At 71.8% G+C, this 26,634-nt stretch carries 25 protein-coding genes and 1 pseudogene; 14 read left to right on the top strand and 12 right to left on the bottom strand.

Features of this window, described 5'->3' with window-relative positions; genetic code table 11:
* Positions 1-6 precede the first annotated feature (6 nt).
* Genes IEZ00_RS25075 through IEZ00_RS25055 form a run of 5 tightly spaced genes read right to left on the bottom strand, consistent with a single transcriptional unit; the run spans position 7 to position 5,679 of the window.
* Entirely contained in the window at positions 7-1,014 is a 1,008-nt protein-coding gene (locus tag IEZ00_RS25075; RefSeq protein WP_189225789.1) for an ABC transporter ATP-binding protein, read from the bottom strand.
* Positions 1,011-1,994 carry an ABC transporter permease gene (locus tag IEZ00_RS25070; RefSeq protein WP_189225788.1) on the bottom strand — a complete coding sequence of 328 codons (984 nt, stop codon included), beginning with the start codon at positions 1,992-1,994 and terminating at the stop codon, positions 1,011-1,013. The genes IEZ00_RS25075 and IEZ00_RS25070 overlap by 4 nt, the downstream gene beginning before the upstream one ends.
* A gap of 3 nt (positions 1,995-1,997) precedes the next feature.
* Positions 1,998-2,978, bottom strand: a complete 981-nt coding sequence (locus tag IEZ00_RS25065) for an ABC transporter permease (protein WP_189225787.1) — start codon at positions 2,976-2,978, stop codon at positions 1,998-2,000.
* Positions 2,975-4,018 carry an ABC transporter ATP-binding protein gene (locus IEZ00_RS25060; RefSeq protein ID WP_189225786.1) on the bottom strand — a complete coding sequence of 348 codons (1,044 nt, stop codon included), beginning with the start codon at positions 4,016-4,018 and terminating at the stop codon, positions 2,975-2,977. The genes IEZ00_RS25065 and IEZ00_RS25060 overlap by 4 nt, the downstream gene beginning before the upstream one ends.
* Complete coding sequence (locus IEZ00_RS25055; protein ID WP_189225785.1) at positions 4,015-5,679, bottom strand: ABC transporter substrate-binding protein; 1,665 nt, start codon at positions 5,677-5,679, stop codon at positions 4,015-4,017. Before IEZ00_RS25055 ends, IEZ00_RS25060 begins: the two co-directional genes overlap by 4 nt.
* Before the next feature lie 191 nt (positions 5,680-5,870).
* On the opposite strand from IEZ00_RS25055, the gene IEZ00_RS25050 reads away from it, so the two are divergent.
* The 3 genes from IEZ00_RS25050 (at position 5,871) to IEZ00_RS25040 (ending at position 10,490) form a co-directional block, all read left to right on the top strand.
* On the top strand, positions 5,871-7,133 hold the full coding sequence (locus IEZ00_RS25050; RefSeq protein WP_189225784.1) for an ROK family transcriptional regulator: 1,263 nt from the start codon (positions 5,871-5,873) through the stop codon (positions 7,131-7,133).
* Positions 7,130-8,176: a LacI family DNA-binding transcriptional regulator gene (locus tag IEZ00_RS25045; protein ID WP_189225783.1), complete on the top strand. Its 1,047-nt coding sequence runs from the start codon at positions 7,130-7,132 to the stop codon at positions 8,174-8,176. The genes IEZ00_RS25050 and IEZ00_RS25045 overlap by 4 nt, the downstream gene beginning before the upstream one ends.
* Before the next feature lie 115 nt (positions 8,177-8,291).
* Positions 8,292-10,490 carry a discoidin domain-containing protein gene (locus tag IEZ00_RS25040; protein WP_189225782.1) on the top strand — a complete coding sequence of 733 codons (2,199 nt, stop codon included), beginning with the start codon at positions 8,292-8,294 and terminating at the stop codon, positions 10,488-10,490.
* Positions 10,491-10,530: 40 nt separating this feature from the next.
* Here IEZ00_RS25040 and IEZ00_RS37080 read toward each other — a convergent pair.
* Positions 10,531-10,761 (bottom strand): annotated as a pseudogene (locus tag IEZ00_RS37080) (VOC family protein); the annotation flags it as partial.
* A gap of 206 nt (positions 10,762-10,967) precedes the next feature.
* Between IEZ00_RS37080 and IEZ00_RS25030 the strand changes: the two are divergent.
* Positions 10,968-11,498, top strand: coding sequence for a helix-turn-helix domain-containing protein (locus tag IEZ00_RS25030; protein ID WP_229796065.1), 531 nt, complete (start codon positions 10,968-10,970; stop codon positions 11,496-11,498).
* Here IEZ00_RS25030 and IEZ00_RS25025 read toward each other — a convergent pair whose 3' ends face one another.
* Positions 11,499-12,539, bottom strand: coding sequence for a MerR family transcriptional regulator (locus tag IEZ00_RS25025; protein WP_189225780.1), 1,041 nt, complete (start codon positions 12,537-12,539; stop codon positions 11,499-11,501).
* Positions 12,540-12,632: 93 nt separating this feature from the next.
* Between IEZ00_RS25025 and IEZ00_RS25020 the strand changes: the two genes are divergently transcribed.
* The 3 genes from IEZ00_RS25020 to IEZ00_RS25010 all read left to right on the top strand — a co-directional run bounded on the left by IEZ00_RS25020 (position 12,633) and on the right by IEZ00_RS25010 (position 14,514).
* A complete protein-coding gene (locus IEZ00_RS25020; protein ID WP_189225779.1) occupies positions 12,633-13,241 on the top strand; it encodes a TetR/AcrR family transcriptional regulator in 609 nt (202 codons plus the stop codon).
* Between the two features lie 173 nt (positions 13,242-13,414).
* Positions 13,415-13,831, top strand: coding sequence for an ester cyclase (locus IEZ00_RS25015; protein WP_189225778.1), 417 nt, complete (start codon positions 13,415-13,417; stop codon positions 13,829-13,831).
* Positions 13,828-14,514, top strand: coding sequence for an SDR family NAD(P)-dependent oxidoreductase (locus IEZ00_RS25010; protein ID WP_189225777.1), 687 nt, complete (start codon positions 13,828-13,830; stop codon positions 14,512-14,514). The genes IEZ00_RS25015 and IEZ00_RS25010 overlap by 4 nt, the downstream gene beginning before the upstream one ends.
* Positions 14,515-14,533: 19 nt before the next feature.
* Here IEZ00_RS25010 and IEZ00_RS25005 read toward each other — a convergent pair whose 3' ends face one another.
* Positions 14,534-15,652: a DUF418 domain-containing protein gene (locus tag IEZ00_RS25005; RefSeq protein WP_189225776.1), complete on the bottom strand. Its 1,119-nt coding sequence runs from the start codon at positions 15,650-15,652 to the stop codon at positions 14,534-14,536.
* Between the two features lie 219 nt (positions 15,653-15,871).
* Between IEZ00_RS25005 and urtA the strand changes: the two genes are divergently transcribed.
* From urtA to urtE, 5 genes are read left to right on the top strand one after another with little or no spacing between them, the layout of a single operon-like run.
* Complete coding sequence (urtA, locus tag IEZ00_RS25000; RefSeq protein ID WP_229796064.1) at positions 15,872-17,095, top strand: urea ABC transporter substrate-binding protein; 1,224 nt, start codon at positions 15,872-15,874, stop codon at positions 17,093-17,095.
* A 1-nt stretch (position 17,096) separates the two neighbouring features.
* Positions 17,097-17,975, top strand: a complete 879-nt coding sequence (gene urtB / locus IEZ00_RS24995; protein ID WP_189225775.1) for an urea ABC transporter permease subunit UrtB — start codon at positions 17,097-17,099, stop codon at positions 17,973-17,975.
* Positions 17,972-19,012: an urea ABC transporter permease subunit UrtC gene (gene urtC / locus IEZ00_RS24990; RefSeq protein ID WP_189225774.1), complete on the top strand. Its 1,041-nt coding sequence runs from the start codon at positions 17,972-17,974 to the stop codon at positions 19,010-19,012. Before urtB ends, urtC begins: the two co-directional genes overlap by 4 nt.
* Positions 19,009-19,758, top strand: a complete 750-nt coding sequence (gene urtD / locus IEZ00_RS24985; protein ID WP_189225773.1) for an urea ABC transporter ATP-binding protein UrtD — start codon at positions 19,009-19,011, stop codon at positions 19,756-19,758. Before urtC ends, urtD begins: the two co-directional genes overlap by 4 nt.
* Positions 19,758-20,453 (top strand): urea ABC transporter ATP-binding subunit UrtE, encoded by a 696-nt coding sequence (urtE, locus tag IEZ00_RS24980; protein ID WP_189225772.1) that lies wholly within the window; start codon positions 19,758-19,760, stop codon positions 20,451-20,453. The genes urtD and urtE overlap by 1 nt, the downstream gene beginning before the upstream one ends.
* 3 nt (positions 20,454-20,456) lie before the next feature.
* Here the strand turns inward: urtE and IEZ00_RS24975 are convergent, their stop codons facing one another.
* The 4 genes from IEZ00_RS24975 to IEZ00_RS24960 are packed head-to-tail and all read right to left on the bottom strand — an operon-like array spanning position 20,457 to position 23,096.
* Positions 20,457-21,545 (bottom strand): hypothetical protein, encoded by a 1,089-nt coding sequence (locus IEZ00_RS24975; protein WP_189225771.1) that lies wholly within the window; start codon positions 21,543-21,545, stop codon positions 20,457-20,459.
* Positions 21,542-22,300, bottom strand: coding sequence for a bestrophin-like domain (locus IEZ00_RS24970; protein ID WP_189225770.1), 759 nt, complete (start codon positions 22,298-22,300; stop codon positions 21,542-21,544). The genes IEZ00_RS24975 and IEZ00_RS24970 overlap by 4 nt, the downstream gene beginning before the upstream one ends.
* 43 nt (positions 22,301-22,343) lie before the next feature.
* Positions 22,344-22,826: a hypothetical protein gene (locus IEZ00_RS24965; RefSeq protein WP_189225769.1), complete on the bottom strand. Its 483-nt coding sequence runs from the start codon at positions 22,824-22,826 to the stop codon at positions 22,344-22,346.
* A 30-nt stretch (positions 22,827-22,856) separates the two neighbouring features.
* Positions 22,857-23,096, bottom strand: a complete 240-nt coding sequence (locus IEZ00_RS24960) for a hypothetical protein (protein WP_189225768.1) — start codon at positions 23,094-23,096, stop codon at positions 22,857-22,859.
* A gap of 679 nt (positions 23,097-23,775) precedes the next feature.
* On the opposite strand from IEZ00_RS24960, the gene IEZ00_RS24955 reads away from it, so the two are divergent.
* Positions 23,776-24,738: a helix-turn-helix domain-containing protein gene (locus IEZ00_RS24955; RefSeq protein WP_189225767.1), complete on the top strand. Its 963-nt coding sequence runs from the start codon at positions 23,776-23,778 to the stop codon at positions 24,736-24,738.
* A gap of 250 nt (positions 24,739-24,988) precedes the next feature.
* Complete coding sequence (locus IEZ00_RS24950) at positions 24,989-26,596, top strand: glycoside hydrolase family 27 protein (RefSeq protein WP_189225766.1); 1,608 nt, start codon at positions 24,989-24,991, stop codon at positions 26,594-26,596.
* The last annotated feature ends 38 nt before the right edge of the window (positions 26,597-26,634 follow it).

Below are 26,634 nucleotides of genomic sequence, written 5' to 3'. Positions count from 1 at the left end.
AGGAGGTCAGAACCTGTTGTCCTGAACGGGATGCAACCAGCAGGCCACGGTGCGGTCGGAGCCCCGGCGATCGCCGGGGACGCCGAGCACCGGGACCTCAACACCGCAGCGCTCCATTGCGCGCGGACATCGGGGGTGGAAGGAGCAGCCGGACGGCATCGACCGCAGGTCCGGCGGAGCGCCGGGGATGCCGGTCAGCTCCCGGCGCGGCCCGCGCAGGGCGGGGAACGAGTGCAGCAGGCCGTCGCTGTAGGGGTGCAGCGGGTCGCGGTACAGGTCGGCCGCGGCGGCCTCCTCGACGATGCGCCCGCCGTACATGATCGCGATGCGGTCGGAGAACTCCACCAGCAGCGACAGGTCGTGGGTGATGAACACCACCGAGAAGCCCAGCCGCTCGCGCAGGTCGACCAGCTGGCGCAGGATCTGCCGCTGCACCACCACGTCCAGCGCGGTGGTCGGCTCGTCCATGATGACGACCCTGGGCTCCAGCGCCAGCGCCATGCCGATCATCACGCGCTGCCGCATGCCGCCGGAGAGCTGGTGCGGGTAGCTGTCCAGCCGGTCCGGCGCGATGCCGACCAGCGCCAGCAGCTCGCGCGCCCGCGCCAGGCGGGAGGCGGTGGTGCTGCGCGGGTCGTGCGCCTTGATGACGTCGGTGAGCTGGGTGGAGACGCGGTGCACCGGGTTGAGCGAGTTCATCGCACCCTGGAACACGATCGCGGTCTCCGCCCAGCGGAACGCGCGCAGCTGCGCGTGGTCCATGCGCAGCACGTCCACCGGGTCGCCGCCGTCGCGGTGGTAGAGCACCTCCCCGCTCGCGACCACGCCGGGCGGCGGGAGCAGCCGGGTCATCCCGTAGGCGAGGGTGGACTTGCCGCTGCCGCTCTCCCCCGCCAGCCCCAGCACCTCGCCCCGGTGCAGCGTCAGGTTGACGTCGCGCACCGCGTGCACGGCGTCCGCGCCAAGTCCGTAGTCCACGTTGAGGCCGCGGATCTCCAGCACGGCGTCGCTCACGGCTTCTCCTCCCGAGCGGTCCCGTCGCCCAGCACGGGGGTGAAGCCGACGCGCATCCGGACCGTCCGGCCGTCGACCGTCTTGACGCTGGTCCTGCCGCCGCCGCGCAGGCGGGGGCTGACGAACTCGTCGATGCCGAAGTTCACCAGCGACAGCGCGGTGCCCAGCAGCGCGATGGCCAGGCCGGCGGGCACGAACCACCACCACGCGCCCTGCGCCAGCGCCTGCTGGCTCTGCGCCCAGTACAGCACCGTGCCCCAGTTCCAGCCGCTGGAGACCGAGACGCCGATGAACGCCAGGGTGATCTCCGAGATGACCGCGAAGATCACCGTGCCGACGAAGCCGGAGGCGATGACGGCGGTCAGGTTCGGCATGATCTCGAACAGGATGATCCGCCAGGTGGACTCGCCGGTGGCCCTGGCCGCTTCCACGTAGTCCCGGCGGCGCAGCGACAGGGTCTGCGCGCGCAGCACCCGCGCGTTCCACGCCCACGACGTCAGACCGATGACCAGCGCGATGGTGAGGTCGGTGGTCTCGGGCAGCGACGAGGTGATGATGATGATCAGCGGCAGCGCCGGGATCACCAGGAACACGTTGGACAGCGCGGAGAGCCCTTCGCCGCCCATCCCGCCGAGGTAGCCGGAGGTGACGCCGACCAGCACCGACAGCACGGTGGCGACGATCCCGGCGAGGAAGCCGACGAACATGATCGAGCGGGTGCCCACCAGCACCTGGCTGAAGATGTCCTGGCCCAGGTGGGTGGTGCCGAACCAGTGCGCCCCCGAGGGGCCCTGCATCAGGTCGCCGCCGCGCTCGGAGGGGTCGAACGGCGCTATCCACGGGCCGATGACGGCCAGCACCGCGAAGGCGCCCAGCAGCACCAGGCCGGTGGTGGCCTTGGGGTTGGCCACGAAGCGCAGCCTGCGGCGCTTGGCGGGCGCCGCGACCGGGGTGGCCTCCGTGGTGGTGATGACGGCCATGGGTCAGCCCTCCCGTCGGGTGCGCGGGTCGAGCGCGAGGTAGGCCAGGTCGGCCAGGAAGTTGGCCAGCAGCACGGACAGCGTGATGACCAGGAAGATGCCCTGCATCAGCGGGTAGTCCTGGGCGCCCACCGCCTGGAACAGCAGCAGGCCCAGTCCGGGGTAGGAGAACACGATCTCCACCAGCAGCGTGCCGCCGACGATGAAGCCCAGCGACAGCGCGAAGCCCGACACGTTGGGCAGCAGCGCGTTGCGCGCGGCGTAGCCCACCATCACCCGGCGCTCGGGCAGGCCCTTGGCGTGCGCCACGGTCACGTAGTCCTCGGAGGCGACCGTGACCATCATGTTGCGCATGCTCAGCACCCAGCCCGCCATGGACGAGATCAGGATCGTCGCGGCGGGCAGGATGCCGTGCTGCACGACGCTGCCGATGAACTCCAGGTCGAAACCGGGCACCAGGCTCGTGTCGTAGGCCCCGGTGGCGGGGAAGAAGCTGTCCGGTCCGGTCAGCAGGGCGATGGCGAGCAGGCCCAGCCAGAAGTACGGGATCGACGACAGGAACGTGGTCACCGGGATCAGCAGGTCGGCCAGCGACCCGCGCCGCCAGCCGACGAGCGTGCCCGCCGCGGTGCCCAGCAGGAAGCCCAGGACGGTGGTGAAGCCGACCAGGCCGACCGTCCAGGGCAGGCCGTCGCCGATCACCTCCGCCACCGGGGTGGGGAAGAAGGTGAACGACATGCCCAGGTCGCCGCGGGCGAGCTGGCCGAGGTAGCGGAAGTACTGCTCCACCACGCTCTCGTCCTTGTCCAGCCCGAACAGCACGTACAGCGACTGCACCGCGTCGGTGGTCATCTGCCCGCGCGCCCTGGTGATCAGCGCCTGCACCGGGTCGCCGGGCATCAGGCGCGGGATGAAGAAGTTGATCGTGATCGCGGCCCAGGCGGTGAACAGGTAGAACGCGATCCGCTTGAGCAGGTAGCTCATCCCGCCGCTCCCTCGCCGTACAGCCAGCACGCGGCGAAGTGACCGGGGCCGTCGTCGAGCGGGAACGGCGGGGGCACCTCGGTGCGGCAGATGTCCATCGCGAACGGGCAGCGCGGGTTGAAGCGGCAGCCCCGCGGCGGGTCGATCAGGCTCGGCGGCTCGCCCGAACCGCCGTCCTTGTCCTCGGCGGCGGGCCGGTCCGGGTCGGGCGCGGAGTCGATCAGCAGCTGGGTGTACGGGTGCGCGGGGTGCTGGGTGACGGTTTCGCTGTCGCCGCCCTCCACCACGCGCCCGGCGTACATCACGAACGTCTCGTCGGCGAAGTAGCGCGCCGAGGCGATGTCGTGGGTGATGTAGAGGATCGCCAGGAGGAGCCGGTCCTTGAGGTCCCGCAGCAGGTTCAGCACGCCGAGCCGGATCGACACGTCGAGCATCGACACCGGTTCGTCGGCCAGCAGCACCTCGGGGTCCGCGCCCAGCGCCCGCGCGATCGCCACGCGCTGCCGCTGGCCGCCGGACAGCTCGTGCGGGAACTTGTCGAGGTAGCGCTCGGGCGGGCTGAGCTGCACCCTGGTCAGCAGGTCGGTCAGCGCCTGCTCCAAGTCCTGCGCGGTTTTGCCCGCGCGGCCGTGGATCTTCAGCGCCCTGGTCAGGTGGTAGCGCACGGTGTGCACCGGGTTCAGCGAGGCGAACGGGTCCTGGAAGATCATCTGGACCCGCTTGCTGTAGGCGCGGAAGGCCCTGCCGCGCTTGACGACGACCTCCTCGCCGCCCAGCCGGAGGGTGCCCGAGGTCTGCGGGTGCAGCTGCGCCAGCAGCCTCGCCACGGTGGACTTGCCCGAGCCGGACTCGCCCACCAGCGCGGTGACCCGACCCCGGCGCAGCACGAGGTCCACGTCGTCGACGGCGTGCACGCCGCGCGTGCCCCTCGACAGCAGCTCGCGCCCGCGCTTGCGGATCGGGAAGTGCTTGGTCAGGCCGGAGGCCTCCAGGACCACTTCGGTGGTCCCGGAGGCCGCCGCTGCGGTGCTGTGCGTCATGCGGCCGGCTTCAGGCGCATGACGACGTCGAGGGCGTTCTCCAGCGTGGGCTGGACCGGCCCGTAGGGGTTGCTGTCGTCCGGCCAGCCGACCCAGTTCTTGGTGCTGTACTGGCCGCCGCCGTTGGCCGCGGAGGTGATCACGACCGGCATGTCCTTCACGTGCAGCCGCTGGAGCACGTGCAGCGCCTCGGTGCGGGTGGCCTCGTCGGCCGCGTTGGCGTAGTCCTGCAACGCCTTGGTGGCCTCGGCGCTCTCGTAGCGGCCGTAGTTGCCGTTGATGCCGCCCTGACCGATCGGCTTGTAGAGCGCACCGTCCATGATGGACTGGTAGATGTCGTACATGGTGGGGCCGTTGTTGGTCCAGTGCATGGCGGCCTGGAAGTCGCCGGTGTCCAGCGCCTTGGTCCAGGAGTCGGCGTTCTGCAGGTCGACCGTGGCCTCGATGCCGATCTTGGACACGTTGTCCTTGATGATCTCCAGGTCGGTGACGTAGTCCGACCAGCCCGAAGGCACGGTCATCTTCAGCGTGACCGGCGCGCCCGAGGGGTCCTTGAGCTTGTCGCCGTCGAAGGTGAAGCCGTTGTCGGTCAACTCCTTCTTGGCTGCGTCGACGTCGACGGTGACGACCTCGTCCTTGAACTCCGGCGCGATGAACGACTCACCGGCAGGGGTGGGGATGCCGGTGATGTTGTCCACCTTGGGGTAGAAGTACCCGGCCTCGCCCTGCATGAAGATGTCGTCGCGGTTGACCACCAGGTTGACCGCGCGGCGCAGGGCCGGGTTGTCCCACGGCTTGCTCTTGGTGTTGAACCACAAGCCGTGCACGCCCAGCACCGGCGGGAACCACAGCTTGTAGTGCTGCGGGTCCTTGCTGGTGTAGACCGCCTGGTAGTTGGGGATGAACACGAAGCTCCACTCGCTGGCGCCGGTGGCCAGCGCGGTGGTCTGCGCGTTGTTGTCCGCGTAGGAGGTGTAGCGAACTTCCTTGACCTGGGGCTTGTCCTGCCAGTACGTGTCGCGGGCGGTGAGCGTCACCGTCTGCGGGGTGAAGGACTTGAGCGTGAACGGCCCGCTGCCCACGGGCTCCTTCACGGTTTCGGTGCTGGGGTTGCCGTAGGTGGACCAGATGTGCTTGGGCACCACGAACTGCTCGAAGATCTTTTTCTGGTTGACGAACTGCGGCCGGGGGAACGCGACGGTGACCTGGTTGCCCGACGCGGTGGTCTCGCCGTAGGGCACGCCCTCGATGTTCAGGCCGGGGTTGTTCTTCAGCAGCTCGAAGGTGAACGCCACGTCCTCTCCGGTCAGCGGCTTGCCGTCGGACCAGGTGACGCCGTCGCGGATGGTCAGCGCGAGCTTGGTGTAGTTGTCCGACCACTCCCACCCGGTGGCCAGCCACGGCTTGAACGGCTCGGTGACCTTGACCTCGTTGACCATGGCCAGCGGCTCGAAGATCAGCCTGCGGTAGCCCAGCGAGGAGGCGGCCGAGGAGTTGAGGAACGGGTTGTTGTTCTCGGTCTGCGGACCGTTGGGCATGCCCACGTTCAGCACGCCGTTCGCGCCCGAGCCGCTGCCCTGGTTGCTCGTCGAGCAGGCGGCCAGTGCGGTGAACGCCAGGGTGGCCGCGACGGCGAGGGCGGATGTTCGCCTGAGTCGCATGGATTCTCCTCGGGGGACGGGTTCTGCGAGCGCAAGTGGGGCGGACCGCGCGTGCCATCGCGGGTGGGACGTGGCCGACGTCCTCGGTGCCGCAGACTCAACCCCGGTGAGCCAGGTCACGTCAATAACGAACAAGTTACAAACTTAGGCTAATTTTAAGTCAAAAAGTAAGTGCCGGTCATGCTGTGGCCATGCCGCCCAAGCGCACCACCGTCCGTGACCTGCGTCGACAGAACCGCTCCGCGCTGCTGTCCACCCTCTACTTCGACGGGCCGCTGAGCAGGCACGAACTGGGCGCGGCGACCGGCCTGAGCGCGGCGACGGTGAGCAACGTGGTCGGCGAACTGGTCGAGGAGGGGCTGGTCGTCGAGGCCGGGTCGGTGGACTCCGACGGCGGCAGGCCCAGGGTGCTGCTGCGGGTGAACCCCTCGTACGGCCACGTCGTCGGCGTCGACATCGGGGAGACCGGGGTCAAGGTCGAGCTGTTCGACCTGGTGATGACCAAGCTGGCCGCCGTCGAGCGCCCGCTGCCGCCGCTGGACCCGCCCGCGGTGGGACGGGTGGTGTCGTCCTGCCTGCTGGAGGTGCTCGACCGCGCGGGGATCGCCGAGGACCGCGTGCTCGGGGTCGGCATCGGCGTGCCGGGCACGGTGGAGCAGGGCCCGAGCCCGCTGGTGCACGCGCAGAGCATCGGGTGGGACCGCGTTCCGCTGGTGGAACTGGTGCGCTCGGGCGGGACGTCGCTGCCGCTGTTCGTGGAGAACGGGGCCAAGACGCAGGGCCAGGCCGAGATGTGGTTCGGCGCCGGGCGGGGCGCGCGGCACGTGGTGGTGGCGCTGATCGGCTCCGGGGTGGGGGCGGCCGTGGTGGCCGACGGCGAGGTGTACCGGGGAACGACGAGCAGCGCGGGCGAGTGGGGCCACACCACGATCGTCTACGGCGGCAGGCGGTGCCGGTGCGGCGCTCGGGGGTGCCTGGAGGCTTACGTGGGCGCGGAGGCGATCCTGGCCCGGTACCGGGCCGTCCGGGGGCGGGCGCCCGACGGCCGGTCCGGGGTGGACGAGCTGATCGCCGAGGCCGAGCGCTCGCGGGAGGCCGCGGCGGTGCTGGAGGAGACGGCGGGGTTGCTGGGGGCGGGGATCGCCAACCTGGTGAACCTGTTCAACCCGGAGCGGATCGTGCTCGGCGGGTGGGCCGGGTTGGCGCTGGGCGCGCGGTACCTGCCGCGGATCGTCGCGGCGACCGAGGAGCACGCGCTGCGGCACCCCTACGGGCAGCTCTCGATCGAGTTGGGCAGGCTGGGCCCGGACGCGGTGGCCGTGGGAGCGGCGACCCTGCCGGTGGCGGCGCTGCTGGACCGCGCCACCGACCCGCGCGAGGGCCGCCCCACCGGCTCCGAGGCGGCGCGAATCCTCTCGGAGAGCGCTCTCCCGCATGGCAGAATGGGCGCATGAGCAGACCGACGCCGGGCACGCCCACGCTGGAGGACGTCGCCCGTGTCGCCGGTGTCTCCCGCGCGACGGTCTCGCGGGTGGTCAACGGAACCCGCAACGTGGACCGGCGCATCCAGGAAGCCGTGCGCAAGGCCATCGCCAAGACCGGCTACGCGCCCAACCGGGCGGCCCGGTCGCTGGTCACCCGGCGCACCGGCACCATCGCGCTGGTGGTCTCCGGGGCCGGGGAGTCCGGCGAGGCCGAGGAGGCGTTCGCCGCGCGGGTGTTCGCCGACCCGTTCTTCGGCCGGGTGGCGGGCGGCGTCGTGGGGTTCCTGCGCACCCGCGGCGTGCACCCGGTGCTGATGTTCGCCGAGACCGAGCGGGCCCGCGCGGAGGTGGTGGGCTTCCTGCGCCAGGGCAGCGCGGACGGCGCGCTGCTGGTGTCCACGCACGCCGAGGACCCGCTGCCCGCGCGGCTGGTCGAGGCCGGGGTGCCCGCGGTGCTGTTCGCCCGGCCCGCGCGGCCGCTCCCGATCAGCTTCGTCGACCTGGACCACGAGGCCGCCGCCCGACTGGCCGCCGACCACCTGGTCGCCAGGGGCTGCGCGCGGGTGGCCACCATCTCCGGGCCGCTGGACGTGCCCGCGGGCCGGGACCGGCTGAGCGGGTTCCGCGACGCGATGGCCCGGCACGGCCGCGCGTACGTGCCCAGCGCCGAGGGCGGGTTCACCGCGGACAGCGGCGCGGCGGCGATGGCCCGACTGCTGGCCGAGCACCCCGACCTGGACGGGGTGTTCGCCGCCAACGACCTCATGGCGCAGGGGGCGCTGGAGGTGCTGCGCGAGCACGGCAGGCGGGTGCCGCAGGACGTGGCGGTGGTCGGGTTCGACGACAGCAGCCCGGCGCTGCTGTGCCGCCCCCGGCTGACCACCGTGCGCCAACCGGTGGAGGACATGGCCGCCGAGATGGCGCGACTGCTGCTGGACCGGGTGGAGCGGCCCGGCTCGCCCCCGACCTCGGTCGTCTTCGACCCGGTGCTGGTGCGGCGCGAGTCGGCCTGACCGCGCGTTGACGTTCGCGCGACCCCGGCGTTACGCTCCGAGAGAGCGCTCTCCCAGCCTCCGGTGCCACGGGGGCACGTCCACGGGTCTTCGCCCCCTCCCGTCAGGTAGGACCATGAGCTCTCCCCGCACGCGTTCACGGGTGCTGGCGTTCGCGACCGCCTTGGGCGTCGCCGCGGTGCTCAGCCCCTCCTCCCCCACCGCCCAGGCCGCCGAGTGCGGCACCACCAACGTCGCGCTGAACCGGCCCGCCACCGCCTCGTCCACCGAGAACGGCGCAACCCCCGCCTCCGCCGCCGTCGACGGCGACACCGGCACCCGATGGTCCAGCGCGTTCAGCGACCCGCAGTGGCTGCAGGTGGACCTCGGCTCCGCGCAGCGGGTCTGCCGCGTGTCGCTGAACTGGGAGGCCGCCTACGGTTCGGCCTTCCAGATCCAGTTGTCCGACAACGGGTCCACGTGGACGACCGCCTACTCCACCACGACCGGGACCGGCGGCGCGCAGGCGCTGCCCGTGACCGGTTCCGCCCGCTACGTCCGCGTGCACGGCACGACGCGGGCGACCGGCTACGGGTACTCGCTGTGGGAACTGGGCGTCAACACCGAGACGACCGGGACGCCCGCGGTTCCGCCCACCGACCCGCGCAACCCCGACTTCGGCCCCAACGTCCTGGTCTACGGACCGGAGTCGTCCCAGGCGGACATGCAGAACCGGCTCAACGCCATCTCGAACCAGATGTGGACCAACCAGTTCGGACCCGAGCGCTACGCGGTGCTGTTCAAGCCCGGCTCGTACGACGCCGACGTGAATCTGCGCTTCTACACCCAGGTCGCCGGTCTGGGCCTGCACCCGGACGACGTCGACATCAACGGCCACGTGCGCGTGGAGGCCGACTGGCTCCAGCAGGGCGACGACCCGAACAACAAGGGCAACGCCACGCAGAACTTCTGGCGCGCGGCGGAGAACATGTCCGTGACGCTGCCCCCCGGCCAGATCGAGCGCTGGGCCGTCTCGCAGGCCGCCGCGTACCGCCGGATGCACCTGCGCGGCCAGGTGCAGCTGTGGAACGGCGGCGACGGCTGGGCCAGCGGCGGCCTGATCGTGGACAGCAGGATCGACGGCGTCACGGTCTCCGGTTCGCAGCAGCAGTTCCTGACCCGCAACAGCGACCTCGCGGGCGGCTGGAACGGCTCGGTGTGGAACATGGTGTTCGTCGGCTCGCCGGGCTCACCCGCGCAGCACTTCCCCAACCCCTCGCACACCGTCGTCGACACCACCCCGGTGGTGCGCGAGAAACCGTTCCTGCACTTCGAGAACGGCGAGTACAAGGTGTTCGTCCCGGCGCTGCGGCACAACTCCCGCGGCACCAGCTGGGGCAGCGGCACCCCGGCGGGTCGGTCGATCTCGCTGGCCGAGTTCTTCATCGTCAAGCCGGGCACCCCGGTGGCCACCACCAACGCCGCGCTGGCGCAGGGCAAGCACCTGCTGCTGACCCCCGGCGTGCACCGCCTCGACGACACCATCACCGTCACCCGGCCCGACACCGTAGTGCTGGGCCTGGGCCTGGCGACGCTGTCGCCGGACACCGGCAGGCCCGCGATGACCGTGTCCGATGTGGACGGTGTGAAGCTGGCCGGATTCCTGGTCGACGCGGGCGTGGTCAACTCGCCGGTGCTGCTGCGGATCGGCCAGCCGGGCTCCTCGGCAGACCACTCCGCCAACCCGACCTCGCTGCACGACGTGTACCTGCGCGTCGGCGGGTCGCAGGCGGGCAAGGCCACGGTGAGCCTGGAGGTCAACAGCGCCAACACCATCATCGACCACACCTGGGTGTGGCGGGCCGACCACGGCACGGGCGTCGGCTGGGACGTCAACACCGGGCGCAACGGCGTGGTGGTCAACGGCACCAACGTCACCGCGTACGGGTTGTTCGTCGAGCACTACCAGCAGCACAACGTGGTGTGGAACGGCAACGGCGGCCGGACGTACTTCTTCCAGAACGAACTGCCCTACGACCCGCCGAACCAGGCGGCGTGGATGAACGGCTCGTCGCCGGGCTGGGCGGGCTACAAGGTCGCCGACCACGTCACCTCGCACGAGGCGTGGGGTGTGGGCGTGTACTGCTTCAACAACGCCAACCCCGCCGTGGTGACCGCCAACGGCTTCGAGGCGCCGCGCACGCCCGGTGTGCGGTTCCACGACTTGGTGACGGTGTCGCTGGGCGGCGTCGGCACGATCAACAACGTGATCAACGGCGTCGGTGGCGTGGCGAACACCGCCACCCAGGTCCGGTACCTGGTCGACTACCCGTGAGCCGAGGGGCCTGCCGCGGCGCACGGCAGGCCCCTCGCCCTCACTCGGCGACGCAGAGCAGGTGGCCCTCCGGGTCGGCGAGCACCACCCACTTCCCCGCACCGGGCTGGAAGTCGGGCTTCGTCGCGCCGAGGGCCACCAGCCGTTCGACCGCCTGGTCCACGTCGCCCACGGTGAAGTCCAGGTGCGCGTGCTTGCGGTCGTCGGGCCACCCCGGCCCCGCGTACCCGGCGACCCGCTGGAAGCCGATCTTCACCGGCCCGTCGCCGACGACGGCGAAGTCCTCGTCGCTGTAGCCGACCTCTCACCCGGTGGCGCGGCTGTAGAACCCCGCCAGCGCGGTCGGGTCGGCGCAGTCCAGGACGATCGTCGCGAGTTGCATGTGATCCCTCCTCGGTGTGTCGGCGGTCAGCCTCGCCGACACCGGCGCACGAGGTATTGAACATTCTTGTCCTCCCCCGGCGCACCTTGGCCACCGTGCGCGACGCGACCGATGTGGTCCACTGCGAGGACTTCACCGTCAGCGCGGTCACCTGCCGCGACGACCACGCGGGCTGGTCGGCGGCGGAACCCGCGGGCGAGGTGCTGGTGGACCTGCTGGCACGGGCGGTGGCCCAGGTCGCGGTCGGTGCCACGCCGACGGGTCCAGCCGACCGCGCGGCGGTGGACGCGGCCCGCGCGGCGGTGCCGGCCGAGCACCCGGACTCGGCGGGGCTGGTCCCGCCGGCGCGGTTGGTCGGCGTGTCGCCGCACCGCTTGAGCCGGGCGTTCAGCCGCGAGGTGGGGATGTCGCTGACCCGGTTCCGCGACCGGGTCCGGGTGGGGCGGGCGCTGGACCGACTGGAGGCCGGTGAGCGCGACCTGGCCGGGTTGGCCGCGGACCTCGGCTTCGCCGACCAGGCGCACCTGACCCGCACCGTCCGCGCGCACGTCGGCTGGACCCCAGCCGCCCTGGCCCCGAGCACCACCGGGGCGCTCCCGCCGGGCGCGCGGCGGGCCGGGTGGTAGTTATCGGCCCGTCGCGGCGGGTCGGGTGGTACTTGCCGGTGGGGTGAGGGCGGCGGCGATCCACTCGTCGCTCGGGCCCGCGCCCAGCACGTCCCACTGCGCCGTCCCGTTGATGGTGTCCATCAGCGTCAGGAAGCGGTCGAACAGGTCGGTGTACTCGGCCACGGCGCGTTCGACGTGCCGCTCGACGGCGCCGGTGGGGTCGGGCTCGGCCATGGAGCGCCTCAGCTCGGCGATCTCGTGCTCGCCCAGCGGCCTGCCGGTGGCTTCGGCGGTGAGCCCGGCGAGCGAGTCCACGAGGCGTTCGGCGATCTCCCTGGCTCGCGGCGAGTCCGGGGACAGTCCGGACAGCTCGGCCGTGCGGGCCTCCACCTCGGCCCGCCGGTGCTCCTCGATCCGCGCCAGCATCGCGGGCGTGGCCAGGTCGACCGGCATGGGGGTGCCGAAGCCCTTGTGGAGGAACTGCCGGACCTCGCGGCGGAACGCGCCGTCGCGCACCAGCTCGGCCAGCTCGATCCAGGCTTGCAGCTGTTCGGTGGTGGGCTCCTCGGGCAGGTCGGGGCGCAGCTGGTGCAGCTGCTCGACCAGGTACGGCGGGATGGTCAGGCCGTCGGTGACCTCGTCCCAGAACTCGCCGATGAGCCGGGCGCGGTCGTCGTCGGACATCGAGACGAGGTTGTGCATGAGTGCCACCTGTTCGGTTTCGGTGTGCTGGTTGACGATGGTGCGCAGGACCGCCCGCCTGGCGCTCAGGTCGCGCAGCTGGCGCTCGACCAGCGCGAGGTGGGTCGCGGCCAGCTGGCGCAGGGTCGTCCCCTCCGCCAGCAGCTCGCGGATGTCGTCCAGGCTCGCGCCCAGTTCGCGCAGGGTGCGGACGAGCTCCAGCCGGGTGATGGCGTCGACGTCGTAGAGCCGGTGACCCGCCCGGGTGTGGCTGGTGGGTGCGATGACGCCTTCGTCGGCGTAGAACCTGATGGCGCTCACGCTGAGCCCGGTGCGGCGCGCCACGTCCCCTATCGGGTACAGGTGGTTGTCGTCCATGGCCGCCACCCTGCTACCTCAAGCGGGTTGAGGTGCAACTCCTCCCGACGGACATTTCCGCATCGGTCGATGCGGAAGGGGTAGTCTGCGGGGGTGGGGACCGGACAGCGCCGCCCGACCGGCCGACCGCGGGGATTCGACGCCGACGAGGCCCTGGAGCGCGCCCTGCTGGTCTTCTGGGAGCGGGGCTACGAGGGCGCCAGCCTGGCCAACCTGACCGAGGCGATGGGCATCTCCACCACCAGCATGTACGCGGCCTTCGGCAACAAGGAGGAGTTGTTCCGCAAGGCCCTGGAGCGCTACAGCGAGGGTCCCAGCGCGTACCTGGCCCGCGCCCTGGAGGAGCCCACCGCTCTTCGCGTCGCCACCGCGATCGTCGCGGGCGCCATCCGGACCACGACCCGCCCGACGGGCCCCAACGGCTGCCTGGGCGTCCAGGGCGCCTTGGCCACCGGCGACTCCGGCCGCGCGGCCCGCGACCTGCTCATCACTTGGCGCGGCAACGACTACTCCCGCATCCGGGATCGGTTCCGGCGCGCCATCGACGACGGCGACCTGCCCGAGGGAGCCGATCCGGCACTGCTGGCCCGCTACGTCACCACCCTGACCTACGGCATCGCTGTGCAAGCCGCCAGCGGCGTGCACCGCGACGAACTCCAGGAGATGGCCGACGCCGCCCTGCGCGGCTGGCCGCTCCGCTGAGCACGACGCGACCTTCGCCCCCCATTTTTGTACCGATCGATGCAGAACGTGCTACAGTCGATTCCGCATCGATCGATGCGGAAGTCGGCGCAGGCCAGTCCGCGTGGAACTGCCCTGGGCGATCACCGCGAGCGACCGCTGCGGTGCGACTGCCACGCGGAAGGGGACCTCCGATGTCCGACAGCGCTCTGCGCGAGTTCTACCTTCGCTACATCCAGCAGCTCAACGCCCACCAGTTCGACCGGATGGACGAGTTCATCAGCGAGCGGACCACCTTGAACGGTGAGCCCGCCACCCTGGACGACCTCATCGCCGTGCAGAAAGCCGACGTGGACGCGGTGCCGGACCTGCACTGGGAACTCGAGGAACTGCTCTTCGACGGTGACCGCCTGGCCGCACGCCTGGTCAACACGGGCACCCCGGTCAAGCGGTGGCTGGGTGTGGCGCCCACCGGCGCCTCGTTCGAGATCACCGAGTACGCCATCTACCAGGTCCGCGACGGACGCTTCGTGCACATGACAGCCCTGCACGACGCGGGCGAGCTGCGCAGGCAGCTCTCAGCGGCCACCCGATCCCGAGGAGAAGCATGACCATCACACTGATCACCGGGGCCAACAAGGGCATCGGTTTCGAGACTGCCAAACAGCTGCTGGTCCTGGGGCACGTCGTCTACATCGGCGCGCGTGACGCCCGGCGGGGCGAGGAAGCCGCGGCGGCGCTCGGCGCGCGGTTCGTCCAGCTCGACGTGACCGACGACGCCTCGGTGAGCAGCGCGCTGGGGACGATCGGTTCGGCCGAGGGGCGGCTGGACGTCCTGGTGCACAACGCGGGCGTGCTCGGCGACGACGGCATGGACGGTCCCACGGCGCTGCGGGTCTTCGACACCAACGCGGTCGGAATCGTGCGCGTCACCGAGGCGGCGCTCCCCCTGCTGCGCGAGTCCGCCAACCCCACCGTGGTCACCGTCTCCAGCAGCGCCGGATCGTTCTGGGCGGTGACCAACCCCGACCGGCCCGAGTTCCACCTGCCCCTCGCGCTCTACTCCGCGTCCAAGGCGGCGGCCACCATGCTGACGGTCCAGTACGCCAAGTCGCAGCCGGGCATCAAGTTCAACGCGCTCGAACCCGGCACCACGGCCACCGACATGACCGCGGCCTTCGGGATCGGCCGCTCCCCGGAGGAGAGCGCCAGAGCCGTCGTGCGCCTGGCGACCCTCGACGCGGACGGCCCGACGGGGACCTTCCAGGACGAGAACGGGGAGCTGCCCTGGTAGATCCCCGTTCGGAAAGCGATTACACGGACGCGGTCGCGCGGCGGGGCGCTCGGTAGGCCCACTGCCACAGCGCCTCCAGCGGTCCACGCGGGAAGCGGCGCATCCACCACGACGCGCCCGCCAGCAGCAGCGCCGAGATCACCAGCCACACCGCCGCGGTGAACCACACCCCCAGGTGGCCGAACCGGTCGGCCAGGCCCAGCCCCCACTGGTAGCACAGCACCGACGCCAGCAGGTTCTGCGCCACGTAGCAGCTCAGCGCCGAGCGACCGACCGCCGTCACACCGCGCCGCAGCACACCCGCCTCGGCGCGCATCCGGTGCACCAGCGCGGTGATCAGCCCCAGCAGGCCGAACGCCACCAGCGGCGCGCTGAGATACCGGTCGACCAGGAACCACCCGTTCCCGGCCAGCGCCGTGGCGAGGTTCAGCGGCACGCCGACCCCCAAGCCCCACAGCATCAGCCGCCGCCGCACGCGCAGCCCCCGCGCGGTGTCCTCCAGCGCACCGGCGCGGAACAACCGCGCGCCCGCGAGGAAGAGCGCCGCGGTCAGCGGCAGCACCAGCACCGCCTCCGCCCGGTACAGCCCCCAGAACTCCAGTCGCGTTTGGACTTGCGCGGGCCAGCTCGCCGTGCCGGAGGGCGTCTCCGTGCCGGTGAGCGACGCGCCCGCCGACAGCATCGCCGCGGTCAGCAGGCCGATCACCGCCGAGTGCAGCGCGACCAGCGCGACCGTCCACCTGCGCACCACCCGGTCACCGCGCCCGACCAGGAACGCGACCAGCACCGAGACCGCGGCGTAGGACATCAGCACGTCGAACTCGAACACCAGCACGTAGTGCAGCGCGCCTTCCAGCAGCAGCAGCGCCGACCGCCACAGGTACCAGCCCGGCCACCGCTCCCCCCTGCGCACCGCCGAGCGGTGCTGCACCGCGAGGCCGATGCCGAACATGATCGACAGCAGGCCGAGGAACTTGCCGTTGCTGACCGTGCGCAGCAGCAGTTCCCCGATGCCGTCCGCCCCGTCGAGGAACCCGGCGGGCCCCCTGGGATCGGTGAAGATCCAGACGTTGGTACCCAGCGTGCCCAGGATGGCCACGCCGCGCAGCACGTCCAGGGCTGTGATCCGACCGCTCATCCGTCCCCCCTCCGCAAGTCGTCACGGCGAAGGTAGGCGGCGGTCGTGGCGGAGGTCGTCGGCCGATCGTGCCGTCAGCGGTCGCACCTTCGTAGGACCCGCACGAAGGCCCACCACGTGCGGTGAAGAAGTCGCCACGCAGACGTAACAACGCGCACGTCGCGCGCAACATCCGGTTCATAGCTTCGCCATTCCACCACCTGCCGAAAGGAGCCGCTGGTGCGATTAGGAAACCTTCACCGCGCTCTGCTCGCCCTCCTGCTGCCCGCCCTGCTGGCGACCGGGTGCGTGAGCGAGCCGGGAGCCGGGTCGACCGACGGCGCGTCCGGGGACGAGATCAGGGTCGGCGTGCTGCACTCGCTCAGCGGCACCATGGCGATCAGCGAGGTCACCGTGCGCGACGCGGAACTGCTGGCCGTCGAGGAGCTCAACGCGGCGGGCGGGGTGCTGGGCAAGAAGCTGGTCCCCGTGGTCGAGGACGGCGCTTCGGACTGGCCGACCTTCGCCGAGAAGGCCCAGAAGCTGATCTCCCAGGACCGGGTCGCCGCGGTCTTCGGCGGGTGGACCTCGGCCAGCCGCAAGGCGATGCTGCCGGTGTTCGAGCGCAACAAGGCGCTGCTGTGGTACCCGGTGCAGTACGAGGGACTGGAGAGCTCGCCCTACATCTTCTACACCGGCGCGACCACCAACCAGCAGATCGTGCCCGCGCTGGACTACCTGGCCTCCCAGGGCAAGAAGCGGATGTTCCTGGTGGGCAGCGACTACGTCTTCCCGCGCACCGCCAACAAGATCATCAAGGCGTACGCGGCGGCCAAGGGCATCGAGGTGCTCGGCGAGGAGTACACCCCGCTGGGGCACACGGAGTACAGCACGCTGGTCAACAAGATCTCCGACGCCCGGCCGGACGCGGTGTTCAACACCCTCAACGGCGACAGCAACGTCGCGTTCTTCAAGCAGCTGCGCGGTTCCGGCATCACCGCCGGGACCACGCCGGTGGTGTCGGTGAGCGTGGCGGAGGAGGAGGTCAGGGGGATCGGCCCGGAGAACATCGCGGGCCACCTGGTGGCCTGGAACTACTACCAGACCACCCGGACGCCCGCCAACGAGTCGTTCGTCAAGGCGTTCAAGGCCAAGTACGGCGCGGACAAGGTGACCTCCGACCCCATGGAGGCGGGCTACAACGCGGTGAAGCTGTGGGCCGAGGCGGTGAAGAAGGCGGGCACCGCGGAGGTGGAGGCGGTCAGGCAGGCGTCCGGCGGCATCGCGCTGGACGCGCCCGAGGGCCGGACCACCATCCACGGCGACAACCAGCACGTGGCCAAGACCGCGCGCATCGGCGTGGTGCAACCGGACGGGCAGATCCGGGAGGTGTGGGCGTCCGACGGGCCGATCGAGCCCGACCCCTACCTCAAGGGCTACGACTGGGCCTCGGGGTTGAGCTGACGTGGCGGCGCTGGCCAACCAGCTCCCCATCGGGCTGAGCATCGCCGCGGTGCTCCTGCTGATCGCGCTGGGCCTGACGTTCACCTTCGGCCAGATGGGCGTGGTCAACATGGCGCACGGCGAGTTCATCATGGTGGGCGCCTACACCGCGTACCTGCTGCAGGGCGCGGTCGGCGGCCAGTCGCTGCTGGTGGCGCTGCCGGTGGCCTTCGCGGTGGCGGGCCTGCTGGGCCTGCTGCTGGAGTGGTCGCTGATCCGGCGGTTCTACGGCCGCCCGCTGGACACGCTGCTGCTGACGTGGGGGGTGAGCCTGGTGCTGCAGCAGCTCGCGCGGGACGTCTTCGGCGCGCCCAACGTGCAGGTGACCGCACCGGCCTGGCTGGTCGGCGGGGTCGACGTGCTCGGCGTCCGGCTGCCGCACAACCGGGTCTTCATCACGGCGCTGGCCGCGCTGTGCGTGCTCGGGGTGGGGCTGTACCTGGCCAAGCTGCCGCAGGGCAGGCGGATGCGGGCCGTGGTGCAGAACCGCGAGCTGGCCGCGTGCAGCGGGATCGCCACCGGGCGGGTGGACCGCTCCACCTTCCTGCTCGGCTCCGGGCTGGCCGGGGTGGCGGGCGTCGCGCTGACCCTCGTCGGTCCGGTCGGCCCCGGCCTGGGCACCTTCTACATCGTCGACGCGTTCCTGGTCGTCGTGGCGGGCGGGCTCGGCCGGCTGCGCGGCGCCGTGCTGGCCGCGCTGGCGCTGGGCTTCCTCAACGGCTACCTGGAGTTCTGGACCGACGCCAGCCTGGCCAAGGTGCTGGTGTTCGTGGCGGTCATCGCGTTCCTGCAGATCCGCCCGCAGGGCATGGTCGCGCTGCGCGGGAGGTCGTTGGGATGAGCGGGCGGATCTCCCTGGTGCTGTGCGTGGTGCTGCTGGCCGTGGCGCCGCTGGTGCTCTCGCCGTTCCGCCTGGGGCTGCTGGCCAAGTACCTGTGCTTCGCGATCGTCGCGGTCGGCATCGCGCTGGCGTGGGGCCGAGGCGGGATGCTCACGCTGGGGCAGGGCGTGTTCTTCGGCCTGGGCGGCTACGCGATGGGCATGCACCTGAAGCTGCGCGAGGCCGGACCGGCCGGGCTGCCGGACTTCATGGTCTGGAGCGGGGTGGAGGAGCTGCCCGCGCTGTGGAAACCCTCCGCCAACCCGGTGTTCGCGCTGGCCGCCGTGGTCGTGCTGCCGGGGCTGGTGGCGTTCCTGCTGGGGCTGCTGGTGTTCCGGCAGCGGGTGCGCGGCGCGTACTTCGCGATCCTGTCCCAGGCGCTGGCCGCCGCGTTCGTCATCCTGCTGGTGGGCAGGCAGGGGTTGACCGGCGGGACCAACGGGCTGACCAACTTCAGCCGGTTCTTCGCGCTGGACCTGACCGACCCCGGCGGCAGGCGGGTGGTCTACGCGATCACCGCCGCGGCGCTGGTGCTGACCTACCTGGCGGTGAAGCTGGTGGTGCGCAGCCGGTTCGGCGCGCTGCTGGTCGCGGTGCGCGACCACGAGGACCGCGTGCGGTTCCTCGGCTACGACCCGGCGCTGGTCAAGACCATCACCTTCGCCGCATCCGCGGTCGTGGCGGGCTTGGCCGGGGCGCTGTTCGTGCCGGTCGTCGGCATCATCTCCCCGGCGCTGCTGGGCGTGGTGCCGTCGCTGGAGCTGCTGGTGGGCGTGGCGCTGGGCGGCCGGTTCTCGCTCGCGGGAGCCGTGGCGGGCGCCATCGCGGTCAACTACGCGAAGACCTTGTTCAGCGAGGACTTCCCGGAGGGCTGGCTGTACCTGCAGGGCGGGCTGTTCGTGCTGGTGCTGGTGTTCGCGCCGAGGGGGCTGGCCGGGGTGGTCGAGGCCGCGCGCGACCGGTTCCGCCGCCGCCCGCGCGAGGAGGTGGCGGGGTGAACCCGGTGCTGGAGGTGCGCGGGCTGCGCGTGGTGTTCGACGGGTTCGCCGCGCTGGACGGGGTGGACCTGACCGTGGCGGAAGGGGAGCTGCGCTTCCTCATCGGCCCCAACGGGGCGGGCAAGACCACGCTGATCGACGTGATCACCGGGCTGACCAGGCCGGCGGCGGGCAGCGTGCGGTTCGACGGGGTCGAACTGGTCGGCCTGCGCGAGCACCGCGTCGTGCGGCTGGGCGTGGGGCGCACGTTCCAGACCGCCGCGGTGTTCGAGGAGCTCAGCGTGGTGGACAACCTCGACCTGGCGGCGGGCTTCCGGCTGCCCCTGCGGTCGTTGCTGCGCCGCCGCCGCGGGATCTCCGACGAGGTCGCCGCGGCGCTGGAGACCGCCGGTCTGACCGCGCTGGCCGACCGGCCCGCCGGGGTGCTCTCGCACGGCCAGCGGCAGTGGCTGGAGATCGGGATGCTGCTGGTGCAGCGCCCCCGACTGCTGCTGCTGGACGAACCGGTCGCCGGGATGAGCAGGGACGAGCGGGAGCGCACCGGCGGGCTGCTGGAGCGGATCGCCCGGACGCACACGGTCGTCGTCGTGGAGCACGACATGGAGTTCCTGCGGCGGTACGCGCGCGAGGTGACCGTCCTGCACCAGGGGCGGGTGCTGCGGGAGGGCTCGGTGGCCGAGGTGCAGGACGACCCGCGAGTGCGCGAGGTGTACCTCGGGCGCTCCAAGGGGGAGGCGGTGACCTGATGCTCTCGGTGTCCGATGTGGATGTTCGCTACGGCCGTGCGCGTGTCCTGCACGGGGTGAGCCTCGAAGTGCCCACTGGCTCGCTGGTGTGCCTGATGGGTCGCAACGGGGTGGGCAAGACGACGCTGTTGAAGACCACCATGGGACTCCTGCGGCCCGCCGCGGGCCGCGTCGAGCTGGAGGGCGAGGACATCACCGGACTGCCCACGCACCAGCGGGTGCGCCGCGGCATGGCGTTCGTGCCGCAGGGCCACGTGTCCTTCCCGCAGCTGACCGTGTGGGAGAACCTCCAGGTGACGCTGGAGGCCACCAGCCACCGGCAGGCGTCGGCGGTGGAGGAGGCGCTGGCGGTGTTCCCCACCCTGCGCCCGCTGTTCAAGCGGCCCGCCGGGTTCCTGTCCGGCGGGCAGCGCCAGCAGTTGGCCATCGCGCGGGCGCTGATCACCCGCCCGCGCTTGCTGCTGCTGGACGAGCCGACCGAGGGCGTGCAGCCCTCGGTCATCGACGAGATCGAGCTCGCGGTGCGGCGGCTGCACCGGCAGGCGGGGCTGACGGTGCTGCTGGTCGAGCAGTACCTGGACCTCGCGCTGCGGCTGGCGGACAGCTTCGTCGTGCTGGACGCGGGGCGGGTGGCGCACGCCGGTCCGGTCGCCGAGCTGCACGACGAGTCCGTGCGGCGCCTGCTGTCGGTGTGAGGGTCAGCGGCGGCGGGTGGCCATCCGGCCCAACGCCGCCGCTCCCACGATGAGCAGGAGCGCGGTCAGGCCCCAGCGGCGCTGGTCGCGCACGTCGTGGTCGAGCGGGACCGCCGCCTCGGCCCGCTGCTGCGGGACCCTCAGTCCGGTGCGCCCCCGCGACGACGTGGACGCCTCGGTCGGCGCGGCGCTCGACGCCGTGGTCGTCGGGGTGGTCGGGGCGGTGGTCTCGGCCGTGCCCGGTGCGGTCGTGGGGTCGGCTGCCGGAGCGGACGTGCGGGACGGGGTGCCGGGACCGCCCGGCGGGACGACCGCGGTGCCCGTCGGCGGGGTGGTCGGGGTCGCGGTCGTCGTCGGGTCGACCACCGGCGGTGCGGCCAGGCAGCCCGACGAGTCCAGGGTGCGGAACTCCGGGCCGGAGCCGAGCCGGACCACCGCGCCCGAACCGTCCAACGCCACCCTCCACAGCGTGCTGCGGCCGTGGTGCCGGTTGCTGGTGGTGTACAGCGCGCCGTCGCGCCCCAGCGCCACCGACCCGTAATCCGGGCCGCCCGGCAGCTCCCCGGTCCCCGGCACGGTGCGCACGGCTCCGCCGGCGGGGTCGATCGCGACGACGTGGGCCTTGCCGTGCTGCCCGCTGGCCACGCCGTGCAGCAGCCCCGTCACCGGGTCGGCGTCGAAGTCGTCCACGGCCAGCGCCTCGGGGTGCAGCCACGTCTCGCGCACCACCCGCAGGTAGTTCGCGCTGGCGGGGTCGACGTCCACCGACAGCAGCTGCAGCCCCGACCGCACCACCAGCCGCTCCCCCACCACCGCGCCCGCCACCGCGGCGCGCAGCGGCAACGAGTGCCGCGAGGGCAGCTGCCGCTGGTTGCCCGCGCGGTCGAAGGCGACCACCCGGCCGGACTCCGCGACGCCGTAGACCAGGTCCTGGGGCGCGGAGTAGCCGATGGCGTTGACCCGCTCGCCGAGCACGGCCACCGGCGTGGCCGCGCCGCTGGGCAGGTCGACCCGGACCAGCGCGGAGGGGCCGCGCTCGGCCGTCTCCACCTGGAGGGTGGCGCACGCCGCGAGGGCCAGCGCCTCGATCATCCGAACCGCTCCAGGGCGGCCCGGAAGGCGCCCGGATCGACGTCCGCGCCGCCGCCGAACGGGTTCTGCATCTGGTAGGTCGCGTACAGCAGCAACGCGATGGTCGCGGTGAGGGTGCCGACGATGATCACGTGCGCGCGCACCGACGGACCGCCGAACAGCAGCGGCAGCCCGATGGACAGCACGCTGCCCAGCAGCAGGGTGAACCACACGACCGCGTCCACGCCCGAGCCCGCCGCGTCGAGCCGGTCCTGGCGGGCCTCGTAGACCAGCCAGAGCTGGTGCGCGGCCTCGGTCTTGCGCTCGACCTGCCACTCGTCGTCGACCTGCGCCCGCGCCACGGCCTGCCGCAGCCGGTCCAGCTGGGACCAGCCGGTGGACGGCACCGCCGTGCCCCCGCTCATCCTCGGCCACTCGTCGTTGATCACCGTGGTGGCGTAGGCCCGCGCCAGCGCGCGGACCTGCTCCCCGGTCCCGGCGGGCAAGGAGTCGCTCGCCCACGCGGCGGCGACCAGCCCGTCCGCCTCCCGGTACGACGCGTCGTCGGCTTCCTTGGCCGCGTCGAACAGGGCGATGAGCACGAAGGCCATCAGCACGGCGTTCAGCCCCGCGACGATAGTGAACACCTGGCCCGCGGCCTCGTTGTTGCGCGCGCGCTCTTCATGCGCCCAGAAGCGGCGGATGAGGTACGCCAGCACGGCGGCGCCGATCGCCGCGCCGCCGACCCACAGCGCGCTGAGGAGGTACAGGTTCATGCGGGCGCTCCCGGTGCTCCAGGCACCGCCCCGACAAGCGGATTCACGCCGCGCAAGCTAGCGACGCGCTTCGGGGGCGGACAAGACCGCGCGCTCGAATGTCCGGAAATACCAACCGATCAGGTGATATTTGCCTTGAGGCCGCTGAAATGCGGAAACGATCCGGCGAACAGCAGTTCCAGCCCGCCGAGGTGCAGCCGATCATGAGCACCAGCAGGGGCACCACCGCGGCCACCTGCACGGCCACCAGTCCCACCCAGTCCGGCACCGGGGCTGGCCGCGACCAGTCCGGGCGGTCCGGTGTGGCCACCAGCGAGCGAAAAGGGTTGCCGCGCAACGGGGACAGCTTGCCCAGCAAGGTCGAACGTTCTGCCCCGGTCTGCGGTGAGGTCCAGTCTCGCGGGCTTTCCCGCCTCCGCGGCGAGGGATCGTCCGAGGACAGCTCCAGCAGCAGCGGTCCGTCGGAGGCGGACGACGCGGCCGAGCACCCGACGAGCGGCAGGGCGGGCAGGAGCAGACGGATCACTGGGCCAAATCCCTTCTCGTGGAAGCGAAATCACCGGCGGCCACCCGCGTGCTTCGCCTGCGGCACCAGGAAAACCAGCACCAGCAGGTACGCCACCAGCGTGGCGGTGCCGAAGGGCGACTGCCACCGGCGCAGCGCGAACAGCGGCACCAGCGACGCGCGAAACGCCAGGGACAGCACGGCGGGCAGCAGCTCGCGCAGCGACGGGCGGCGGTCCGGCGAGCTGTCGCTCCACGCGGTGCGCAGCGGAGTGGCCAGGATGATCACCACCGACGCGATCAGCCCGAGGTGCGTGGGGCCGAACAGGATGTCGATGCCGGTCTCGATGCCCAGGAAGGTGTGCCAGAGGTAGTCGTCCAGGCCGCGCCTGCCCCGCTGGAGGTCGCGGCGAAGCCGGAGTAGAACACCGCGTGCACCGTGACGAGGTCCGGGCGGTAGCCGGCCCTGATCCGGCCCTGTCGCGGCATGACCACCGGCATCGCGGGCAGCCTGGGAGCCGGTAAGCGTGCTGCCCGCACTCCGTGGTGCGGTTAACCGCACCACGCCGGCCCGAACACCGACCCCGCCCGTTCCGAACGCTCAGCTCGCGGTGCCTGGACGCGCGACTCGCCCGCGTGGAGCGGGGGGCGGTCAAGCGCCACCTTCAGTAGCGCAGGACGGCCAGGACGCGGCGGTGGTCGTGCGGGCCGCCTGCGCCAGCAGGTCCTCGGCGTCCTCCACGGCGCCTTCCGCAGCAGCGTCGAGTTCTCCGCGGTCACGACCCGCACGGCAGCACCACCAGCGGGCCGACCCGGTTGCGCGGCTGCGCGCGACGACGTACACCGCGCACACCACCGTGACGCCGTATCCGAGCAGCACGTGCTCGACGTGGCCGCCCGGACTGCCCGGTAACGCCCGCGTGATCGGCCCCGCTATTCCTGTCGAGAGACGCACAACGGGGGTGACGTGCATGGTCGGGTCCGGTTTATCCGAAGGGGACGGCCGCGGCGGTCGGTGGTACGAGGCGGCGATCGGGGTGCTCGTGCCCGACGCGGTGCGCCCGGACCGCGGCGAGGCGGTCACCCGGTCCCGCGACCTGGGCGCAGTGCGGGTCTGCGAGGTGGTGGCGTCCGGGCCCCGCGCACCCCGGACTCCCGAGCTCGTCCCCGCGCAGGCCCCTTCGCGCTACCACCTGGTGCTCGCTCTCAGCGGGACGTTCGGCATCGCCCAGGCGGGACGGGAGGCCGTGCTGGGTGCGGGCGACCTGGTGCTGTGCGGCACCTCCCGCCCGCTGCGCCGCTGGGCCGTCCCCGACCGCGAGCTGAGCGCGAGGGTGGTCGTGCAGTTCCCCGAGGAGCTGCTGCCGCTGCCGCCGGAGCAGGTGGACCGGCTGCTGGCGGTGCGGCTGCCCGGCCGCGAGGGGCTGGGCGCGCTGCTGGCCGGGTCGCTGCGGGAGCTGCTGGCGGGTGCCTCGGGCGGGCACGCCGCGCGGCTGGCCGACATCTCGCTGGACCTGCTGGCGGCGCTGCTGGCTCGCGAGCTGGCGGTGGAGCCGGAGCCGTTCGGGCGCGGCAGGCACCGGGCGCTGCTGGCGCAGGTCCGCCACCACATCGCCGAGCACCTGTCCGCCCCGGATCTGTCCCCGGCCTCGGTGGCCGCGGCGCACCACCTGTCCGTGCGGCACCTGCACCGGTTGTTCGCCGAGCGGGGCACGTCGGTGGCGGCGACAATCCGCGCGCTGCGGTTGGAGCGGTGCCGCCGGGACCTGGCCTCGTCCGGCGAACTGGTGCACGTGGTGGCCGCACGGTGGGGTTTCACCGATCCGGCGCACTTCAGCAGGTTGTTCCGCGGCACGTTCGGGCTCTCGCCCAGCGAGCACCGGGAGGTGTGGGCGGGCCTTCGTGTTCCCGAAGGCCCCTCGGAGCCCGCCTGAAGGTTCCTCACATGCCCGCTGAGCGCTCCGTTCGGGCATCTCGAACAGGTGAGCGACAGCCGTGGTGTGCGTTTGGCGACACGTGCGGCGCCGACTCCCCCGTGGTCGAATGCTTTCGGTCCGGCCGATCGCCCGACAGGCGGTTGACTCGGAATCAGTGAATTGGTAACAAAGATTCATCATTCCTGAAAATAAGATCACGGCCGCCCCGGCCCGTTGTCCCCGCCCAGCACCGCGCCAGGGAGGCACCATGCTCAGACGTTCCCTCACCGCGCTCTTCTCGGTCCTGCTGATATCCACCGCGCTCCCGCTCGCCGCCGCCGCACCGGCCGCGGCGGTGCCCATGCCGACCGACCCGGTGGTCCCCCTGCTGGACAACGGCGCTTCCCGCACGCCGCCCATGGGGTTCAACAACTGGAACTCCTTCGGCTGCGACGTGTCCGAGGCGCTGATCAAGCAGACCGCGGACATCTTCGTCTCCTCCGGCCTGCGCGACGCGGGCTACGAGTACGTCAACATCGACGACTGCTGGTCGCTGCACCAGCGCGACGCCGCGGGCAACCTGGTGCCCGACCCGGCGAAGTTCCCCAGCGGCATCAAGGGAACCGCCGACTACGTGCACTCCAAGGGCCTCAAGCTGGGCCTCTACGCCGACGCGGGCACGATGACCTGCGCGGGCTACCCCGGCAGCCTCGGCTACGAGCGGCAGGACGCGGCCCTGTTCGCCTTGTGGGGCGTGGACTACCTGAAGTACGACAACTGCTACAACCAGGGCATCGACGTCAAGCAGCGCTACCAGGCGATGCGCGACGCGCTGCTGGCCACCGGCAGGTCCATCGTGTTCAGCATCTGCGAGTGGGGCGAGAACCAGCCGTGGCGGTGGGGCCGGGAGGTGGGCCACCTGTGGCGCACCACGCCCGACATCACCGACACCTGGGGCAGCGTGGTCGACATCTTCCACCGCAACGTGGGCCTGCACAACGCGGCGGGCCCCGGTGGCTGGAACGACCCGGACATGCTGGAAGTCGGCAACGGCGGCATGACCGACACCGAGTACCGCAGCCACTTCACGCTGTGGGCGGCGATGTCCGCGCCGCTGCTGATCGGCGCCGACCTGCGCACCATGTCGCAGGAGACCATGTCCATCTTCCTCAACCGCCAGGTCATCGCGGTCAACCAGGACTCGCTGGGCGTGCAGGCCAGGCCGGTGTGGAGCGACGGCACGCGGCACGTGCTGAGCAAGCCGCTGGCCAACGGCGACCGCGCGGTGGTGCTGTTCAACGAGGGCGGCGCGGCCACGACGATCAGCACCACGCTGCAGGCCGTCGGGCTGCCCGGCGGCGGTTCCACGCTCACCGACGCGTGGACCGGCCGGACCAGCCGCACCGGCGAGGTCGTCGGCGCCGTGGTGCCCGCGCACGGCGCGGTGATGTACCGCATCCGCGCCGACCAGAGCCCGCCCGCCGGGGCGACCAACCTGGTCGGCGGCTCGTCGGGCCGGTGCCTGGACCTGCCCAACGGGGCCACCGGCGTGTCACTGCACATCTGGGACTGCAACGGCGGCCCCAACCAGCAGTTCGTCGGCACCGCGTCCGGTGAGCTGCGGGTGTTCGGCGACAAGTGCCTGGACGCCTACAACAACGGCCGCGCCGAGGGCACCGCGGTGGTGGCGTGGACCTGCCACGGCGGGCCGAACCAGCGCTGGGTTCGCTACCCGAGCGGGCAGTACGTCGGCGTGGAGTCGGGGCTGTGCCTGGACGTGACCGCCGGGCACCTGCCGGAGAACAACCGCAACGGGGCCCAGGTCGCCCTGTGGCGCTGCAACGAGGGCCCGAACCAGGTGTGGTCGCGCCAGTGACCGGAGTGTGATCCCCGCCCGCCGCGCCGGGCGGGGAT

It is taken from the genome of Saccharothrix coeruleofusca (genome assembly GCF_014648515.1).
GTDB lineage: Bacteria > Actinomycetota > Actinomycetes > Mycobacteriales > Pseudonocardiaceae > Actinosynnema > Actinosynnema coeruleofuscum.
This window is presented reverse-complemented; position numbering and strand designations above follow the sequence as displayed.